17 protein-coding genes are annotated in these 16,990 nt (G+C 53.8%); 7 read left to right on the top strand and 10 right to left on the bottom strand.

The features are described from left to right. The first annotated feature begins 900 nt into the window (after positions 1–900). Positions 901–1,389: a transcriptional regulator NrdR gene (gene nrdR / locus IGQ15_RS02140; RefSeq protein ID WP_297048211.1), complete on the top strand. Its 489-nt coding sequence runs from the start codon at positions 901–903 to the stop codon at positions 1,387–1,389. Here nrdR and IGQ15_RS02135 read toward each other — a convergent pair. Genes IGQ15_RS02135 through IGQ15_RS02120 form a run of 4 tightly spaced genes read right to left on the bottom strand, consistent with a single transcriptional unit; the run spans position 1,386 to position 4,195 of the window. After that, positions 1,386–2,582, bottom strand: a complete 1,197-nt coding sequence (locus tag IGQ15_RS02135) for a GNAT family N-acetyltransferase (RefSeq protein ID WP_297048209.1) — start codon at positions 2,580–2,582, stop codon at positions 1,386–1,388. The genes nrdR and IGQ15_RS02135 overlap by 4 nt on opposite strands. Positions 2,583–2,626: 44 nt before the next feature. Beyond that, entirely contained in the window at positions 2,627–3,619 is a 993-nt protein-coding gene (locus tag IGQ15_RS02130; RefSeq protein ID WP_297048208.1) for a pentapeptide repeat-containing protein, read from the bottom strand. A gap of 50 nt (positions 3,620–3,669) precedes the next feature. Continuing rightward, a complete protein-coding gene (locus IGQ15_RS02125; RefSeq protein ID WP_297048206.1) occupies positions 3,670–3,921 on the bottom strand; it encodes a hypothetical protein in 252 nt (83 codons plus the stop codon). Then, positions 3,914–4,195, bottom strand: coding sequence for a helix-turn-helix transcriptional regulator (locus tag IGQ15_RS02120; RefSeq protein ID WP_297048204.1), 282 nt, complete (start codon positions 4,193–4,195; stop codon positions 3,914–3,916). Before IGQ15_RS02120 ends, IGQ15_RS02125 begins: the two co-directional genes overlap by 8 nt. 43 nt (positions 4,196–4,238) lie before the next feature. Here IGQ15_RS02120 and IGQ15_RS02115 point away from each other — a divergent pair, with 43 nt between their 5' ends. Next, on the top strand, positions 4,239–5,636 hold the full coding sequence (locus tag IGQ15_RS02115; protein ID WP_297048203.1) for an aminotransferase class I/II-fold pyridoxal phosphate-dependent enzyme: 1,398 nt from the start codon (positions 4,239–4,241) through the stop codon (positions 5,634–5,636). Here the strand turns inward: IGQ15_RS02115 and IGQ15_RS02110 are convergent. The 6 genes from IGQ15_RS02110 to acpP all read right to left on the bottom strand — a co-directional run bounded on the left by IGQ15_RS02110 (position 5,633) and on the right by acpP (position 10,831). Beyond that, entirely contained in the window at positions 5,633–6,250 is a 618-nt protein-coding gene (locus IGQ15_RS02110) for a DUF3727 domain-containing protein (RefSeq protein WP_297048201.1), read from the bottom strand. The two genes, IGQ15_RS02115 and IGQ15_RS02110, sit on opposite strands and share 4 nt — an antisense overlap. A 109-nt stretch (positions 6,251–6,359) precedes the next feature. Next, the gene (locus tag IGQ15_RS02105) at positions 6,360–6,770 is read right to left on the bottom strand and encodes a hypothetical protein (protein ID WP_297048199.1); all 411 of its coding nucleotides are present in this window, start codon (positions 6,768–6,770) and stop codon (positions 6,360–6,362) included. Between the two features lie 4 nt (positions 6,771–6,774). Then, the gene (locus tag IGQ15_RS02100) at positions 6,775–7,176 is read right to left on the bottom strand and encodes a hypothetical protein (RefSeq protein ID WP_297048197.1); all 402 of its coding nucleotides are present in this window, start codon (positions 7,174–7,176) and stop codon (positions 6,775–6,777) included. 112 nt (positions 7,177–7,288) lie between these two features. Further along, positions 7,289–9,283 (bottom strand): transketolase, encoded by a 1,995-nt coding sequence (gene tkt / locus IGQ15_RS02095; protein ID WP_297048195.1) that lies wholly within the window; start codon positions 9,281–9,283, stop codon positions 7,289–7,291. A gap of 35 nt (positions 9,284–9,318) precedes the next feature. Further along, positions 9,319–10,581: a beta-ketoacyl-ACP synthase II gene (fabF, locus tag IGQ15_RS02090; protein WP_297048193.1), complete on the bottom strand. Its 1,263-nt coding sequence runs from the start codon at positions 10,579–10,581 to the stop codon at positions 9,319–9,321. A gap of 4 nt (positions 10,582–10,585) precedes the next feature. Next, positions 10,586–10,831 (bottom strand): acyl carrier protein, encoded by a 246-nt coding sequence (gene acpP / locus IGQ15_RS02085; RefSeq protein WP_297048191.1) that lies wholly within the window; start codon positions 10,829–10,831, stop codon positions 10,586–10,588. Positions 10,832–11,052: 221 nt separating this feature from the next. On the opposite strand from acpP, the gene IGQ15_RS02080 reads away from it, so the two are divergent. The 5 genes from IGQ15_RS02080 to IGQ15_RS02060 all read left to right on the top strand — a co-directional run bounded on the left by IGQ15_RS02080 (position 11,053) and on the right by IGQ15_RS02060 (position 16,858). After that, entirely contained in the window at positions 11,053–13,329 is a 2,277-nt protein-coding gene (locus IGQ15_RS02080) for a ribonuclease R family protein (protein ID WP_297048189.1), read from the top strand. A 24-nt stretch (positions 13,330–13,353) separates the two neighbouring features. Continuing rightward, complete coding sequence (gene fmt / locus IGQ15_RS02075; RefSeq protein ID WP_297048188.1) at positions 13,354–14,349, top strand: methionyl-tRNA formyltransferase; 996 nt, start codon at positions 13,354–13,356, stop codon at positions 14,347–14,349. 132 nt (positions 14,350–14,481) lie between these two features. Next, on the top strand, positions 14,482–14,805 hold the full coding sequence (locus IGQ15_RS02070; RefSeq protein ID WP_149819114.1) for a ribbon-helix-helix domain-containing protein: 324 nt from the start codon (positions 14,482–14,484) through the stop codon (positions 14,803–14,805). 49 nt (positions 14,806–14,854) lie between these two features. Next, positions 14,855–16,384: an AAA family ATPase gene (locus IGQ15_RS02065; RefSeq protein ID WP_297048212.1), complete on the top strand. Its 1,530-nt coding sequence runs from the start codon at positions 14,855–14,857 to the stop codon at positions 16,382–16,384. 120 nt (positions 16,385–16,504) lie between these two features. Next, positions 16,505–16,858 (top strand): DUF1257 domain-containing protein, encoded by a 354-nt coding sequence (locus IGQ15_RS02060; protein WP_149819118.1) that lies wholly within the window; start codon positions 16,505–16,507, stop codon positions 16,856–16,858. The last annotated feature ends 132 nt before the right edge of the window (positions 16,859–16,990 follow it).

Genomic DNA, 16,990 nt, shown 5'->3' with positions numbered 1-16,990 from the left:
TTATCTAGACTACAAACCGACCCAGTCATGTCAACCTCCTTACGTCCTAAGATTGCGCTTAGGAGAGTGATTTTCTGGAGTAACCTTGATAGCGTACCAATGCTCATAGTCTAGGCAACCTCACTAATTTCTGTCAATTAAGTTTTGGTATTGGTGAATACTAACTTCCCGTATTTTTACGAGATTTAAGTTTTAATTAATTTTTATTTAGAGAGTTTAATTGATATTGATTAATTATTTTTTTGATCCCAAAATTATCGACTAAATGATCACTTTTGAGATATTGAGTCTCATATTGAAATTGACAATTATTCATCAGTTTCACCCCAAACAAAGCTTGATTTTCGACAATCCATCTGACGAGCCACATCAGGCTGGAAAAGCGTTTTCGCTTTAGAGATTGTCTATAAATCATCCTAAAACTTGGATCACTACTTTTTCAAAGATCGTAATTCTTTTTTGCTTTTCAATCACTGAAGGGTTGAATAATTAAGACTTATTTAAGTTTTTCAGGATTTCTTGATAGTTCCTGTCCCGACAAAATCACTCCGCCACAGAGAGACTTTTATGCAGCAAAGGGCACTGAGCCATTTATCTCATTTTGATTTACAATTTATTGCAACTGATATTGAGATTTAGTGGGCGACTCTAGTGTACAAAAAAGCCCACAATTATCAGCGGAATAAAGAGACTCAGGACAACAATAAGCAGTAAATTTTCTGGTTCGACGTTAATGATCGTGGGTTGATGACGTTTCTTTCGGGGGTTTGGATCGGTCATGGCAGGAGACCTGATGGATACCCCTAGCCTAACAAACGCTGTCGCAGCCCTTGCGAATGTTAATGAGTCGAAAGAATCGGCTATGATACCTTACAGGTTCCTAAATAAGCGGGGATCCCTATGCAGTGTCCCTATTGCCACCATACGGATAGTCGGGTTCTAGAGTCTCGATCGGCAGAGGGGGGGCAAAGTATTCGACGGCGTCGGGAGTGCCTTGAGTGTAGCCGTCGCTTCACCACCTATGAGCGGATTGAGTACGTTCCGATTACAGTGATCAAGCGCAATGGTGATCGCGAGTCCTTTGATCGCTCAAAATTGTTGCGGGGCATCATGACTGCCTGTGGCAAAATCAACATTCCCCAACAAAAGATTGAAGCCCTTGTAGATGATATTGAGGCGGATTTGCAATTGCGATCGCGCCGCGAAGTCAGTAGCGCCGAATTGGGGGAAGCAGCACTCCAACGGCTGCGCCATCTGAGCGAAGTGGCCTATGTCCGTTTTGCTTCTGTGTATCGTCAGTTTCGAGGGATTAGTGATTTTGTTGCTGAATTAGCCCATCTCCAAGAGACCCCTGGCTCCCCAGAGTTGGTGACGCTCTCCCAATCCTAGGGAGACTTCAGGGGTAGATCCGCATTTATCGTGTCAATGAGCCGTTGCTCCTCGTCATTGATCTGGTCAATGTAGTGGTCAAAAATTTGCGCTAAACGGGGTTCATAGAAGCGGTGCAGGCTGTAGTTGGGAGTAGCTGGGAAGCCCCGTCGCTTTTTATGGCGTCCGCCGGCGCCGGGGTCAAAGCGCTGAATCCCGTTGGCGATCGCCCACTCAATGGGTTCGTAGTAGCAAGCACTAAAGTGCAGGCAGTCAATTTCGCGGGCACTGCCCCAATAGCGACCGTAGAGATGCGTTCCCTTGGTAATGCAAAAGGACATGGCAATGGGACGCTGCGCGCCACTACTGGGGTAGGCAGCAAAGAGCACCACTCGATGACGATAGCGATCGCTCAGGGCTTCAAAAAACTGCCGTGTCAGATACTTGCTGCCCCACCAACCAAATTTGTCACAGGTATCGGCATAGAAATCGTACATCTGTCGCAACAGGCTGCGGCTAACCTCATCCCCCTGATGAACCCGAAAGGTCAGATCCGCTTGAGCCACGGCTTTGCGTTCTCGCTTGATGTTGCGGCGTTGATTGGCATTGAAGTCCGCGAGGTAATCATCGAAGGTCTGATAGTTGCGATTTTGCCAGATGTAACTGTGGTGGAGCCACGCACGGTAACCGTAGGCTTCGGCAGCGGGTTGCCATTGGGGATCGACGTAGAGAAAGTGACAACTGGAAAAACGGTGACGCTGACAGAGGCGATCAATTTCATGGAGCATCACCTTGGTCATCATGGCCACATCCACCCCCTCGGCCATGAGAAAGCGATAGCCCACCGCTGGCGTAAAGGGCGCCATCCCCAGCAGCTTCGGATAATAGCGAATGCCCAACCGTGCGGCCAGCTCTGCCCATTGGTGATCAAAAACAAATTCCCCTTGACTGTGGCCTTTGACATAGAGGGGAGCGGCAGCGACCAGTTCCCGCTGACCTTGGCGATCGCGCCAAACCAGCAAATGATGGGGCAGCCAACCGGTTTGCGGCGTTGCACTGCCAGAGGCTTCAATTTGGTGCAGCCATTCCCATTCAAAAAAAGGCGTCTCTAGGGGCAGAGCAAGGGCATCCCACTGATCTTGGGGAACACTGGCGATCGCGTTCACCCACTGAATCGTTAGCTCTGGTGCCAGTGCCGCTGCAAACTCTGCCATATTCTTCAGGAAAACTGCGCCTCTGTTGTACTATAGCAAGTGCTTTAGATAAAGACACTGCCATCGGGCATCAGTGCCTGCTCCAAGCAAGCCTCCAGCAATAGGGCACTACTGAGATCAGCACGCATGAGGTTGGCTTGACGTAAATTGGCGCCCTTGAGATTTGTGCGGGCTAGGTAGGCATCAATCAGGCGTGCCTCCTGCAAATCAGCCCCCGTTAAATCTGTACGCCGCAGATCCGCCTTATTCAAAACCGCTTCCCGCAAGTTCACCCCTTGAGCTTGGGCACCATCGAGTCGCGCCTCGGAGAGAATCGCCTGACTTAAATCCGCTTGATTGAGAATTGCTCCCCGCAAATCCGCTTGAGCCAGCCGCGACTGCCGTAAGTTGCTCCCCACCAGATTCGCTTCGTAGAGAATGGCACGGGTGAGAATCGCCCCCTGAAGATTGGTATTTTCTAAATTCGCTTGGGCAAGGTTGGCGGCATTGAAGTTGGCTTCCTTGAGATTGGCTCCCTTGAGGTTTACCCGCGATAGATCTGCCCCTGCCAAATTCGTTCCTTGGAGATCCACCTGGCGCAGATCTGCGCCCACCAGACTTGCCCCCTCCTGATAGTTCTCTTTGCGAAAGTTGGCACTACGCAGACAGGAGCCAGCCAAAACCGTATGGCCTAAATTCACCTGTCGCAAATCACTACTCAGGAAGTTACAGTCGCGAAAAACCGCCAACGTCAGCTCTGCTCCCTGTAAATTGGCGCGATCGAACACGCAACCATGACATTGGGCATCGCGAAAATGACTGTCATTAAAAATCGCTTGGGTAAAGTTGCATCCCTCCAACCGCGCGCCCGTCAAGAGGGCATAGCTAAAGTCAGCACGGCCAAAATGACAAAACTGAAAATGCACCCCCTGTAAACTGGCACCGCGCAGATCAATGCCAATCAAATCGGCTCCCACAAGACTAACGCCCGCCAAATTCACACTTTGAAAATTGGTTTCGCCTTTGGCATAGCGAGCGAGAAACTCTTCAGCTTGCATCGTCAGTCTAAAGTAGGGAGTAATGTTTCATTGCTAGAAAATGGCCATCACTAACCTTGCCAGCCACCGTGCTGAAGGCCGTAGTGTTGCAGAATCTCCTCACATCGTGCTTGGGCATCTCCGTCAAGCGTGGGGGGCATAGCCACGGCAATGCCTTCAATTTGACTGAGTTCGTAGTCAAAGTGGGAACAGGTTTGGGGCAACAGTCGCACAGAAACCCCATCGACTAACTGCAAGTGGGCAGCCAGCTCACGATAGACGGCCAGTGGCAGGCGGGGGTTGTAGTACACACGTTCACTCATGGGGCTGGGTAGGGGGGGTGGGCAGTGCACAACAATTGACATCATTCAAGCAAACTTTACCCCACGCTAAAGCCCAGCGCACAAGTGCGACGCGATTTTCTGATTTTGTTTTCATCAGAATATTACTGATGTGGTTATCTACCGTACGCTTGCTGATGTCTAGTTTGGCGGCAATGTCTTGGTTGGTTAGCCCCGCCGCCACAAGCTCCAACACCTGTAGCTCACGCTCCGACAGCAGTGAATACTCCAACCGATCGTCTTGCGGTACAGACATCCCTAAATCCGTATAATTACTTAGACCCTTATATTAATTGTAGTTGACGATTTCTCTCCTTGCTGCTCTTTTAGCCCAAAACCACACGATTCCCTTACACACGCCCGGCCATCAACGGGGTCGAGGCATGGAGCCGCTGTTGCGTGCCCTTTGGGGAACGGCCTTAGCCCAAGATTTAAGTGAGTTGCCCGGCCTTGATAATTTGGCTCAGCCGACAGGGGTGCTTGCAGAGGTACAGAGGGCGGTAGCGGCGACGGCGGGGAGCGATCGCGCTTGGTTTCTGGTGAATGGTGCCACCAGTGGTCTTTTAGCGGCACTTCTAGCCACCGTAGGGCCGGGCGATCGCGTTCTCGTGGGGCGCAATGTCCACCGCTCGGTAATTGCAGGACTGGTGTTAACCGGGGCGAAGCCCGTCTATTTGGGAGTCGCAGTTGATCCCCAGTGGGGGCTGCCGTTGCCCGTTACCTGTGATGTGGTTGCTGCTGGTTTGGTCGCCTATCCCGATGCCAAGGCAGTTGTGCTTGTCAGTCCCACCTATGAAGGCCTCTGCTCGCCTTTGATAGAGATTGCCCAATGCGTCCATGACCGCGGTTTGCCCCTCATTGTCGATGAAGCCCACGGCAGTCATTTTGCCTATCATCCTGCCTTTCCCGTGGCCGCTTTGGCCGCAGGCGCGGATGTGGTGGTGCAGTCGTGGCACAAAACCCTCGGAACGTTAACCCAAACGGCAGTGCTCCATCTTAAGGGGGAGCGGGTGTCCCCCGAGCGCCTGAGTCAAGCCCTAAACCTCGTGCAAACTACCAGTCCCAGCTATTGGTTTCTCGCAGCCCTTGAGCGAGCGGGGGTTCAGATGGCCGAGCAGGGAGAGCAAATCTACGCGCGACTTCTCCAGTGGATCAAGACTTCTGAATGGCATTTGCCGCGATGGCAGCCCACAGGCATCCCTCAGGATCCGCTGCGATTGACCCTAGGCACCTGGATGATCGGTCTGACGGGGTTTGCCCTAGAGGAGTTGTTGCAACCGCAGATCATTGCTGAATTTCCCAGCGGGCGATCGCTCACCTTTTGCCTTGGCCTCGGTACCAGCCAAACAATGCTCGAAATCTTGGCCGATCGCCTAAAAAGTGTTTACGCCGAATACTGCCACCATGCCCCTCTGCCACCACTGGCCATCCCACCAATCCCTAACCTCCAAGAACCCGCGCTCCCACCACGGGACGCCTACTTTTGCCCACAGGTCTCCGTTCCCCTAAAGGCGGCCTTAAATAAGATTAGCGCCGAGACCCTCTCCCCTTACCCACCGGGGATTCCCACGGTGATCGCTGGCGAACGGATCACTGCCTCAGTCATTGAAACCTTGCAAACCCTCCAAGAGCTGGGGGCAGAGATCGTGGGGGCTGCCGATCCTACACTGCAAACCCTAAGAATCTGTAGGGTCTAGTCTTCCCAGTCCTCCTCTTCAATGAGATGGCTCACCAAATGCTGTTCCAAAAGGGGTTGCAGGTGTTGAAAGTCCTGGGGAGAGAGGAGTTCAGGTTCTTGACCGGGGACAAGACGAGCCACATAAAGGGTGGGACTCAGGGGCGAATAAACGCTGTATTCCCGTGCACCGCAAAAGAAGCTACTGCCGAGGGGTTGATACTCCTCGATGTCATCATCAGCTTCCACCTCAACCGTGAGAATCTCATCTTCATCCAGATCCGGCAGTTCACCTGCTACAGTGAGGGTAAGTGCAGTGCGCCTGAGGGTGAGGTTTTGTTCTTCAAGGATGGCACGGGCTGTATCAAAGACCGCATCAATTTCCTGCTCCTCTAGGGGCACCAAGGTTTCTTCCTCGTCATTTTCGGCTACAACCGCAAAAATTTCTACGGGGTAGTCCACCGGCCGCAGCAGCGCATAGGTTTCCCCTTGCACATTCAAACGAAACTCGATGTAGCAGTCGAGGAAGCGACCATCATCATCGTAAAGGCGGAGCTGCTCCATCTCCTCCTCGAAGTCTTCCTCCTCCCAAGGTTGCTCATCACTGTTTTGCTGGTTTTGATAGTTTGAACCCATGCTGCTTCGGTAAAAAGATTCCCTATGGCATTGGAGCATACCATGCAGCGGGTCGCCGTGGGGCATTCCCTGGGGCAGCCTTGGTTAATTTTTCTCTAAAAACTTAAAATTAAGGGGGATCCAAGCCGGCAAATAGCGCTGCAACCACCTGGGCTGCTTTCTGATCGAGCTTGTGCCAGTCCACCTCCCCAGCAGGATCAAAGAGGCTGAGGTCGGCTTGCACTTCCCCCACCTGAAAGTCATGGATGCCGCTGTAGTCGAGTTCTGGGGTGTATTGCTGAAAACAAATTTGGTAGCACAGCTCCCACAAGTTCACCCGCTCTTGGCGATCGCCCTGACGTAAATGCAGCCAGTAGAGAATTTGTGGTTCGGCTTCGCCACAGGGAATCTCAACGGTTTCGTAGCTGCCCTGCCAAGGGGAAGTTTCTAGCGATCGCCGCAGATGATCAAGAAGGCGAATCAGTGCCGGTTGAATCAGTTGTGCCGCTGCATACCAAGGATGATCGATGTTGGCGGTCATGAGATTAGGCCTTTGGTTTTTTCACATTGTAGGCTTCGTGGGACAGAACACTGCGGGGTTCAATGCGATCGCCAGTGTCATAGCAAATGAGTCGATAGTCATAGCTCAGGGGAATACTAATAATTCGGCGATCGTGATTCAGGCGCTTGCCCTTGAACTGACGATAGTCAGCTCCTGCAAGAAGTTCTGCAATCACTTGGCGAGCTTTGAGGACGATCCACTTGGGCAATCCCTGGAGATCTACCACATCGCTGGCAAAGGAAGCCTCCCATTCCTGCCGTGCCAAGCGTGCTTGTTCCCGTTCTGCTGCCTCTAAAACTTTTGCTTGAACCAACTGAGCGCAGTAGTGGCAAACCTGACCATAGCCTTGATGGCCGCAGGGAAATTGTTTCCGACGACGTGGCATAGGGCGTTCTCAAAACAAGCAAAGCAGGGCAGAGAGGTATACTCCCCACCCTGAGCATCTATTGATATTTTCCGTCTAAAAATTTTCCGTCTAAAGGCGTACCACCGGCAACTTAGCCGAGAAGGGCATTGGCCTTGGCCACCACATTGTCCACCGTGAAGCCAAATTTCTCCATGAGGACGTTCCCTGGCGCCGAGGCGCCAAAGCGCTCGATCGACACCGTTGCATCGGCATAGCGGCACCAACCAAAACTAGAAGCCGCCTCCACCGCAAGGCGTTTTACCCCCGCCGGCAGCACACTGGCTTTGTACTCAGGGGACTGCTCCTCAAAGAGTTCCCAAGAAGGCATGGACACGACCCGCACCTTCTTGCCATTGGCGCTCAGAGCTTCGGCAGCCTTAACACAGAGGGAGACTTCTGAACCGGTGCCAATCAGGATCAAGTCGGGGGTACCTTGGCAATCCACAAGGGTATAGGCACCTTTGGCGACATTAGCGGCAGAGCTACCAGCCAAGTTGGGCACATTTTGGCGGGTCAGGGCCAGTAGGGTGGGCTGTTTGCGGCGTTGGACGGCCACTTGGTAAGCACCCGAGGTTTCATTGCCATCGGCAGGACGGATCACCAGTAGGTTGGGAATGGCACGCAATGAGGCCAAGGTTTCCACAGGTTGGTGAGTGGGGCCATCTTCGCCAAGGGCAATGGAGTCGTGGGTCATCACATAGATCACCCCCGCTTGAGAGAGTGCTGAGAGGCGCAGGGCAGGCCGCAGATAATCGGCAAAGACCAAGAAAGTGGCACAGTAGGGAATCAAGCCGGAATTGTGGAGAGCAATGCCGTTGCAGATAGCAGCCATGCCGTGTTCCCGCACGCCAAAGCGAATGTTGCGATTTTGGTACTGGCCTTTTTGGAAGTCACCGGAGCACTTGAGTTCGGTGAGGTTGGAGTGGGTCAAGTCCGCAGAACCGCCAATAAGTTCCGGCAGGTTGGGGGCGATCGCGTTCAGGCAAATTTCCGAATGCTTGCGGGTGGCCACGGCTTTATCTTCGGGAGTGTAGCTCGGCAGATTGGCATCCCAGTTGGCGGGCAACTCACCCCGCAGGAGCCGTTCAAATTCGGCAGCCTCCTCAGGATACTTTTGGCGATAGGTGGCGAGGGTTTGGTTCCACTCAGCTTCATAGCTAGCACCCCGCTCCACAGCTTTGCGGAAGTGGTTGAGGACATCCTCGGGAACGACAAAAGGCTCATAGTTCCAACCGAGGTTTTCGCGGGTGAGCTTGACTTCCTCAGGCCCCAGAGCAGCGCCGTGCACCCCAGCGGTGTTGGCTTTGTTGGGGGAACCGTAGCCAATGGTAGTGGTGACTTTAATCAGCGAAGGTTTATCGGTTACGGCTTTGGCGGCTTCAATGGCTTTGGCAATGCCCGCCAGATCCGTATTGCCATCGGCAACGTGCTGCACGTGCCAACCGTAGGCCTCAAAACGCTTGCAGACATCCTCTGTAAAGGCAATGTCGGTGGAACCGTCAATGGAGATGTGGTTATCGTCGTAGAGGGCAATGAGTTTACCTAAGCCCCAGTGCCCCGCAAGGGAGCAAGCTTCACCAGAGATGCCCTCCATGTTGCAGCCATCGCCAAGGATAACGTAGGTGTAGTGATCCACCAGTTTGACATCCGGCTTGTTGAAGCGGGCCGCTAAATGGGCTTCCGCCACCGCTAAGCCAACGGCGTTACAAATCCCTTGACCGAGAGGGCCTGTGGTCACCTCCACTCCGGGGGTTTCAAAGTTTTCCGGGTGACCGGGTGTGCGCGATCCCCATTGGCGAAACTGTTTAATGTCCTCGATGGTGACGCTGTCGTAGCCGGTCAGGTAAAGCAGGGCATACTGCAACATACAGCCATGACCCGCCGAGAGGACAAAGCGATCGCGATTGAACCACTGCGGATTTTTGGGGTTAAACCGCATGAACTGGTTCCACAGCACATAGGCCATGGGGGCAGCCCCCATGGGTAGGCCAGGGTGCCCGGAGTTGGCCTTTTGCACCGCATCGATCGCTAGGAAACGAATCGCATTAATACAGAGTTCATCAAGGGACTGAGTAACCGCAGGCATTGCTTTCTCTCTCTAATTGGGTTTGCAGCAGACAGTTAACGATCAGGAGTAAATTTGCGGAAGGCCAACGTCACGTTGTGCCCACCAAAGCCAAAGGAGTTGGACAAAGCCACCGTCACCGGACAAGCCCGGCTCTGATGGGGAACATAGTCCAGATCGCAGGCAGGATCCGGTTGCTCCAAGTTAATTGTAGGGGGGATGCGATCGTGGGCAACGGCCATTACCGTCGCGATCGCCTCAATACCGCCTGACCCCCCCAGCAGGTGCCCCGTCATGGATTTTGTCGAACTCACGGGAACGCGGCGGGCATTTTCCTCACCAAGGGCACGTTTAATGGCGGCAGTTTCTGTAGTGTCGTTGGCGGGGGTACTTGTACCGTGGGCATTGATATAGCTCACTTGATCCGGAGCAATCTCCCCATCCTTGAGGCAAGCTTCAATGGCACGGGCAGCCCCTTCTCCCCCCGGTGAGGGAGCAGTCATGTGGTAGGCGTCACAGGTCAAGCCGTAGCCGACCATTTCTGCATAGATACGTGCTCCCCGCGCAAGGGCAAATTCCAATTCTTCAAGGATCAAGATGCCTGCCCCTTCCCCAAGGACAAAGCCATCGCGGTTGAGGTCAAAGGGACGGCTGGCATGGTGGGGATCATCATTGCGGGTGGACAGGGCGCGGGCTGCCGCAAAACCCGCCACCGATAGGGGGGTAATCGCCGCCTCAGTGCCGCCACAGATCATCGCCTTGGCATAACCGTGCTGCACCATGCGGAAGGCATCGCCAATGGCATTGGAACCCGCTGCACAGGCGGTCACAGAACAGGAATTGGGGCCTTTGGCACCGGTGTGAATAGCGGTGAGTCCGGCGGCCATATTGGCAATCATCATCGGGATCATAAAGGGACTACAGCGATCCGGCCCCTTGGTGAGATAGACCTCCTGCTGATCCTCCATCACCTTTAGGCCACCCACACCCGTACCAATAATGATGCCAATGTCAGTGGCATTGCCCTCGTCAATCGTCAATTGGGCATCCGCAAGGGCTTGCTTACTGGCAGCCACGGCAAATTGAGCAAAGCGATCCATGCGTTTGGCATCTTTGCGATCCATGTAGAGGGTGGGATCAAAGCCACGCACCTCACCCGCAATGCGGCAGTCATGACGACTGGCGTCAAAAGCCGTGATGTAATCAATGCCGTTGCGACCGGCCATTAACCCTTCCCAATACTCCGCAAGGGTGTTGCCGAGGGGGGTAATTGCCCCCATCCCCGTGACAACGACCCGTTTTTGGTGCGCCTTTGCCATGGATTTATGCAGCTACCTTATTGTTAATAAAGTCAAGGACATCTTGGACTGTTTTCAGTTTTTCTGCCTCTTCATCGGGAATATCCACACCAAACGCTTCCTCAAGGGCCATGATCAACTCCACGGAGTCAAGGGAGTCAGCATTGAGATCCTCGGCAAAACTTGCTTCGGGCACAACTTTTTCTGCATCAACACTGAGTTGATCGGCAACAATGGCTTTTACTTTTTCGAGAATTTCAGATTGATTCATAGATGCTTTAACTCAATGGACAACGATTGAGAATCATAATTGATGCGGGCGATCGCCATTCCTCAAATCTAGGATGTTTCGTGCCCAGAATCAACGCGCCATAATTATAGGGCAGATTGGGGATCCCCTAAGCTGCTGCTGCAACTGTGATAAGCTACACTTTGGATACTTGACACCAACAACGCTACATCCACTGTCGCCCTCCCTTCACCGAGTTGCCGATGCATTTTACGATTGCCAGTCTGCTTGCCCACTTGAGCGAAGATAAATTTGTTGCCCCGAAAGTTCTCGAAAAAAAACTTGGCTGTGACGATCCTGAGAGCCAGCGAGAACTGGAAATAGCCCTTGATGCCCTAGAACGCATTGGGCTGCTCATCAAAGAACGGGGTAAGTATCGCCGTGCCAGTGATGATGGGTTAATTGAAGGGCGACTGCGCTGCTCCAGTAAGGGCTTTTGCTTTGCCATTCAAGATACCGAGGGTGCTGAAGATATTTTTGTGCGCGAGCATCAGCTCAGCACTGCTTGGAATGGCGATCGCGTGCTGGTGCGGGTCACCCGTGAAGGCCGACGCAAGAAATCTCCAGAGGGGGAAGTGAAACTGATCCTTGAGCGGGGAAATCCCTCGGTAATTGCCCGGGTGAAACAGACCGAAGATGGTTTTCGGGCCACGCCCCTCGACGATCGCCTGCTCTTTGAAATTGCCCTTGAACCCAATGACCTTGTGCCCGATCTATCGACGGTGGTGGATCAACTGGTGCATGTGAACATTCGCCGCTATCCCTTGGGGGGGTACCTGCCGACGGGGGAAATTGGCCAGATCCTAGGGAGTGATGCCCAATCGGCACCTGCCTTGGACTTGATTTGCTGCAAACACAATCTTGTCCGCCAATTTAGCCCAGCCCTGCGGACAGCAGCAGCTACCTTAAATGCCCAGTTGGAAACCTTGGACTTCAGCGATCGCCAAGACTTGCGGGAATTGGTCACCATTACCTTAGTGGCTCCCGGCCAAGAACCCCAAGTGGCCTTTTCCCTCGATGCCCTCGAGCAAAATCTCTGGCAGTTGGGGATTCACATTAGCGATGTGGGGGGATTGCTCCCCCCTGATGAACTGCTGGATCGCACTGCCCGCCGTCAGGGTATGACCCTTGCGACCCCTGAACTCAGTTTGCCCCTATTGCCGCAGGAATTGGAGAGGCTGCGCTTGCTGCCGGGGGGCGATCGCGCTGCCATTTCGCTGCTGATGGTGATCAACAATGCCGGTGAAGTTCAGTCCTACAGGATTTACCGCAGTTGTATCCGCGTGGATGCCTGTGTCACCAGCGAGCAGGTGGCAGCCACCCTTGCCCTAGGGGATAGTGCCAGTGATTGGTTGCGTGACCTGATTCACCTTGCCACTGCCGTGAGCCAGCAGCGACAGGCACGGGGGAGTATTGAAGTCACCCCAGCGGATGCCCTGAGGCTTGCCTATGCCGATGAGGGTCTCGCCTCCGCCATTCCCCTACCGGGGGTCACCCCTTGGACAAGCTTAGTGATCCTTGCCAATGAACTCCTTGCCCGTCATTTGGCGAAGTTGGGGGTACCGGCTCTCTACCGCACGCAGCCTGTGCCCGAACTCTATGCGGTGCAGGAGTTTCTCAAGCTCTGCCAAAATCTCAACTTGCCCTTGAGCCTAGACAATCCCGCGCAGGTCACGCCCCACGACTGTCAGTGCTTTATGGCACAGTTGGTTACCTCAGATTTGGCGCCGCTGTTGCAAGAACTGTTACTGGATAAACTTAAACCCGCCAGTGATGCCAGCATGCCCCTGCCCCACTTTAGTTTGGCCACTTGCGAGGGCTATGGCCATTTCTGCTCACCCCTACAACGCTACACTGACATTGTTAATCAGCGCATTTTGCATATTCTTCTGAGGGAAGGGCGCGATCGCCGCGGGCCACGGGCAAAAGAGCGCGTCAATCTTGGCGAATCCAGTTGCCTGGAGCAGGTGAATTGGACCGTCTTCACCACTGATACCCAGCGGGAAGTGGACACCCTCGTTAATGAATTAGCCCCCCACCTCCAAGAGCGGGAGCGGCAAATTTACACGGCTTGGAAGGATTTGGTGGGGCTGCAACGGGTGCGCCAAGTCCAAGCCTCCATCGGCGAAGTGCGCTCGGGCATTATTACCGGCGTGCAGTCCTACGGCTTCTTTGTTGAACTGATTGACTTTAATGTTGAAGGGCTAGTCCATGTCAGTTCCCTCAAAGATGACTGGTATGACTACCGTGCCCATGCCCAAACCTTGACGGGTCGGCGTAACCGCTTGCGCTACCGCTTGGGCGATCGCGTTGAAGTGCTGATTAAAAATGTGGATTCCTACCGCCAGCAGGTGGATTTGGCGGTAATTAGTGGTGGCTCCCAAGCGACGGAAGAAGATCTCAACGGCAGCAGTGACGGCGGCGAAGCCCTCACCCCTTCTGGGGATGACGCCCCTGAGAATCTCCAAACCAGCAGTTGACATTTTGCAGGGAGTGGGCAGCGGTTGAAAGTCGTCTATTTTGGCACACCGGAGTTTGCCCTTGCGCCCCTACAACGGCTGCTGGCAACAGAGACCTATCAAGTGTTGGGGGTGGTCACCCAGCCTGATCGGCGACGGGGACGGGGCAACCAATTATCCCCTGCTCCGGTCAAGGCCTTAGCCCTTCGCCATGGGCTACCGGTTTGGCAGCCAGAACGTCTGCGTCGGGATCCAGAGCTGCCTGAGGTCTTGCGATCGCTAGGCGCCGATATCTTTGTGGTGGTGGCCTACGGTCAAATCCTGCCCCAGTCGATCCTTGAGATTCCCCGTTACGGCTGCATCAACATCCACGGCTCGCTGCTGCCGAAGTATCGCGGTGCCGCTCCGATTCAGTGGGCACTCTACCACGGTGAACAGGAAACCGGGGTGACGACGATGCGCATGGATGCTGGTATGGACACAGGCCCAATGCTCCTGAAGCGAAAAGTAACGATTCATTTAGGGGATAACGCTGCTACCCTCAGTGCCAAGCTCAGTGACATGGGTGCCGACCTCCTACTAGAAACCTTACAGCAACTGCCCCAGCTTCAACCCCAACCCCAAAACGATGCTGAGGCTACCTATGCACCGCTCATTCAAAAAAGTAACTATGCGATTGATTGGGGGCGATCGGCCCTAGCCCTCCACAACCAAGTGCGCGCCTTTTACCCCTATACCTATACCCAGTGGCAAGGCACCCCCTTGAAACTGCTGCAAACGTGGCCATTGGTGCCCGAAGTCGCCGCCAAATTACCCGAACCCTTACAGTCCTTTGTCTGCGAGCCTGGGGCATCTTCCGCCCCCGGTACCGTGGTGGCGTTAATTAAGGGGTGGGGCCCCGTGGTACAGACGGGCAAGGGTCGCCTGCTGCTGAGTCAAGTGCACTTGAGTGGTCGCAAAGCCCAATCGGGGTGGGATTTTGTCAATGGGGTGCGGCTGGCGATCGCCACTCAATTCGGTATTGCGCCCTCAGCGCTGTAACTGAGTTTTAAGCACACCGGACTTAATGTAACTAAATGTTACAATTTTGCCGTTTTGACAGCATTTCACCTTGACACCCCTCGGATCGGCTCACTACACTGGCACACATACCTAGGTACGTCTCTAACCCCTATGGAAGATAAGCAAAAGGTTACGTTGTATCTGTCCCCCGATGTGCACCGCCAGCTGAAGATTGCCGCTGTGGTCGAGCAGGAAACGATGTCCACCCTTGCTGAGCGTGCCATTGAGTTTCTATTGGCTCACCCAGAAGTCCTGGCGGAATATGCCGAACAAAAACATGGCAATGTGCATCGGGTTTACCACTGCCCAGAGTGTGCTAGTGCCCTTGTCCTGCGGGGGGATGAGCTAACGGCCTTGGTCAATCAGCCTACAGTGATTGATGACGACAGCCTCAGTGTTCCTTCGCTCTCCGTCGAGTTGGTGTCTGCCCGCTAGGCCAGTGGCGGGGGTGTTGGGTCAGCCTTGCAAGAAGGAGGTGATTGCTGTGCAAGAAGAATTGAGTATCCTAATCCAAGCGCAATATCCCTTGATCTACCTCCTGACCTCTGAAGAAGAGCGGGCTGAGCAGGCGATCGCCACCATTGCCCAAAGTCAAGTCGGGCCTCAAGGGCGGTCTCCCCGCAAGCTCTACATCTGGACAGTGACCCACGGCATGGTCGAGTATGGCCATCCCCGCAATAATAGTCACCACAACACTGTCTCACCGGAAGCCGCCATTCAATGGGTTGTTCATCAACGGGAACCGGGCATCTACGTCTTCAAGGATTTGCACCCCTTCATTGATTCGCCCCCTGTGACGCGTTCTTTACGGGATGCGATCGCCAGCTTCAAGAGCAGCCACAAAACCATTATTCTCATGTCCCCCGAAGCGGCGCAGCGGATTCCCGTCGAACTGGAAAAAGAAATCGTTGTTGTTGACTACCCCCTACCCAGTATCAACGAACTAGATGAGGTGCTCGGGGAGCAACTGGATCCCCGCAATCGCCACCTCACCCCCGAAGCACGGGAAAAACTCGTCAAAGCCACCCTTGGCCTGACGCGGGATGAAGCCGAAAAAGTCTTTCGCAAAGCCAAAGTCACCGCTGGGCGCCTTACCGAAGCCGAAGTGGACATCATCCTCTCCGAGAAAAAGCAACTCATCCGCCGCAATGGCATCCTCGAGTATATGGAAGTGGATGAAACTATTGATTCGGTCGGCGGTTTAGAGGAACTGAAAGTCTGGTTACGCCAACGCGCCAACGCCTTCAGTGAAAAAGCTCGAGAATACGGCTTACCGCAACCGAAGGGGATGTTGATTTTGGGGGTCCCCGGCTGTGGGAAGTCCCTTATTGCCAAAACCACCTCCCGCCTTTGGGGGTTGCCGCTGCTGCGCCTTGATATGGGTCGCGTCTATGACGGTTCAATGGTGGGGCGATCAGAGGCCAATTTGCGCAATGCTCTGAAAACCGCTGAATCCATTTCCCCTGCCATTCTCTTCATTGATGAAATGGACAAGGCCTTTGCTGGCGGGGCAGGCTCCTCAGACTCCGATGGCGGTACCTCGAGCCGGATCTTTGGCTCCTTCCTCACTTGGATGCAGGAGAAAAAGTCTCCCGTCTTTGTTTTGGCGACGGCCAACCGCGTTGAACGGCTTCCTGGTGAATTTTTGCGTAAAGGTCGCTTTGATGAAATTTTCTTTGTGGATTTGCCCAATGCTGAGGAGCGCAAGGAAATCTTTCGCATTCACCTCACCAAGCGCCGTCGCGAGATCGATCGCTTTGACCTAGAGCAACTGGCCAATATCTGTGATGGCTTTTCGGGTGCCGAGATTGAGCAGGCCATCATTGCTGCTATGTACGAAGCCTTTGCTCAAGGACGCGAGTTTACCCAGTTAGACATTATTGCCGCTAGCCGTGCCACTCAACCCCTTTCCAAGACGATGCAAGAGCAGGTCACGGCACTTCGTGATTGGGCACGCCAACGGGCGCGTCCGGCGGCTGCTTCAGTGGCTGAATACCAGCGACTGGAGTTCTGACAAGCTTCCTTCTGTCTGCTCTGCGCAGATGGGAGAAAGACCCGACCACAGGGGTTTGGTTCGCCATAAATTGTGGTTCATTCAGTCCAATGTTTCTGTCTCAATCTGGAGGAAATCCACATGTCTCACTTCAGCACCCTGCGTACGAAAATTACCGATGCTGAAATCTTGAAAGCGTCCCTGCGGGATCTAGGCATTACGGTGAAAACCAATGCCGATGTGCGTGGCTACAATGGTCAACGTGTTCGCTCTGACATCGTCGCTGTCCTCGATGGCGAGTATGATCTGGGCTGGTCTCGCAATGCTGATGGCACCTTTGATCTGATTGCTGACCTCTGGGGTGTGGCCAAAAAACACAACCAAACCGAGCTGATCAACTCGATCAACCAAAAATATGCCATCAACAAAACCTTGGCTGAGGTGAAGCGTCCTGGCCTTCAGAACGCCAACGTCAAGCTTGTGGTGCATAGCTAATCCTGTTGCCAATTGCTTTGTACTGTCTAGCGCGCGTTCCCAAGTAATCCGCTGGCTGACTCCCTAGGGGTCGGCCTCTTTTTTTATAGGAGTGATGTGGGCAGGCTAAAACCCCTCCGCTTCAGCGAGGGG

The sequence above is a fragment of the Thermosynechococcus sp. M98_K2018_005 genome, from assembly GCF_015295825.1.
Lineage (GTDB): Bacteria > Cyanobacteriota > Cyanobacteriia > Thermosynechococcales > Thermosynechococcaceae > Thermosynechococcus.
Note: the sequence above shows the minus strand (reverse complement) of the source record. Positions and strands in the feature narration are given on the sequence as shown.

Coding starts and splice junctions, on each gene's coding strand:
- acpP (WP_297048191.1), bottom strand. CDS start 10,831: ATGAATCAATCTGAAATTCTCGAAAAAGTAAAAGCCATTGTTGCCGAT.
- IGQ15_RS02105 (WP_297048199.1), bottom strand. CDS start 6,770: ATGACCGCCAACATCGATCATCCTTGGTATGCAGCGGCACAACTGATT.
- tkt (WP_297048195.1), bottom strand. CDS start 9,283: ATGCCTGCGGTTACTCAGTCCCTTGATGAACTCTGTATTAATGCGATT.
- IGQ15_RS02060 (WP_149819118.1), top strand. CDS start 16,505: ATGTCTCACTTCAGCACCCTGCGTACGAAAATTACCGATGCTGAAATC.
- nrdR (WP_297048211.1), top strand. CDS start 901: ATGCAGTGTCCCTATTGCCACCATACGGATAGTCGGGTTCTAGAGTCT.
- IGQ15_RS02135 (WP_297048209.1), bottom strand. CDS start 2,582: ATGGCAGAGTTTGCAGCGGCACTGGCACCAGAGCTAACGATTCAGTGG.
- IGQ15_RS02125 (WP_297048206.1), bottom strand. CDS start 3,921: ATGAGTGAACGTGTGTACTACAACCCCCGCCTGCCACTGGCCGTCTAT.
- fabF (WP_297048193.1), bottom strand. CDS start 10,581: ATGGCAAAGGCGCACCAAAAACGGGTCGTTGTCACGGGGATGGGGGCA.
- IGQ15_RS02110 (WP_297048201.1), bottom strand. CDS start 6,250: ATGGGTTCAAACTATCAAAACCAGCAAAACAGTGATGAGCAACCTTGG.
- IGQ15_RS02100 (WP_297048197.1), bottom strand. CDS start 7,176: ATGCCACGTCGTCGGAAACAATTTCCCTGCGGCCATCAAGGCTATGGT.
- IGQ15_RS02130 (WP_297048208.1), bottom strand. CDS start 3,619: ATGCAAGCTGAAGAGTTTCTCGCTCGCTATGCCAAAGGCGAAACCAAT.
- IGQ15_RS02080 (WP_297048189.1), top strand. CDS start 11,053: ATGCATTTTACGATTGCCAGTCTGCTTGCCCACTTGAGCGAAGATAAA.
- IGQ15_RS02120 (WP_297048204.1), bottom strand. CDS start 4,195: ATGTCTGTACCGCAAGACGATCGGTTGGAGTATTCACTGCTGTCGGAG.
- IGQ15_RS02070 (WP_149819114.1), top strand. CDS start 14,482: ATGGAAGATAAGCAAAAGGTTACGTTGTATCTGTCCCCCGATGTGCAC.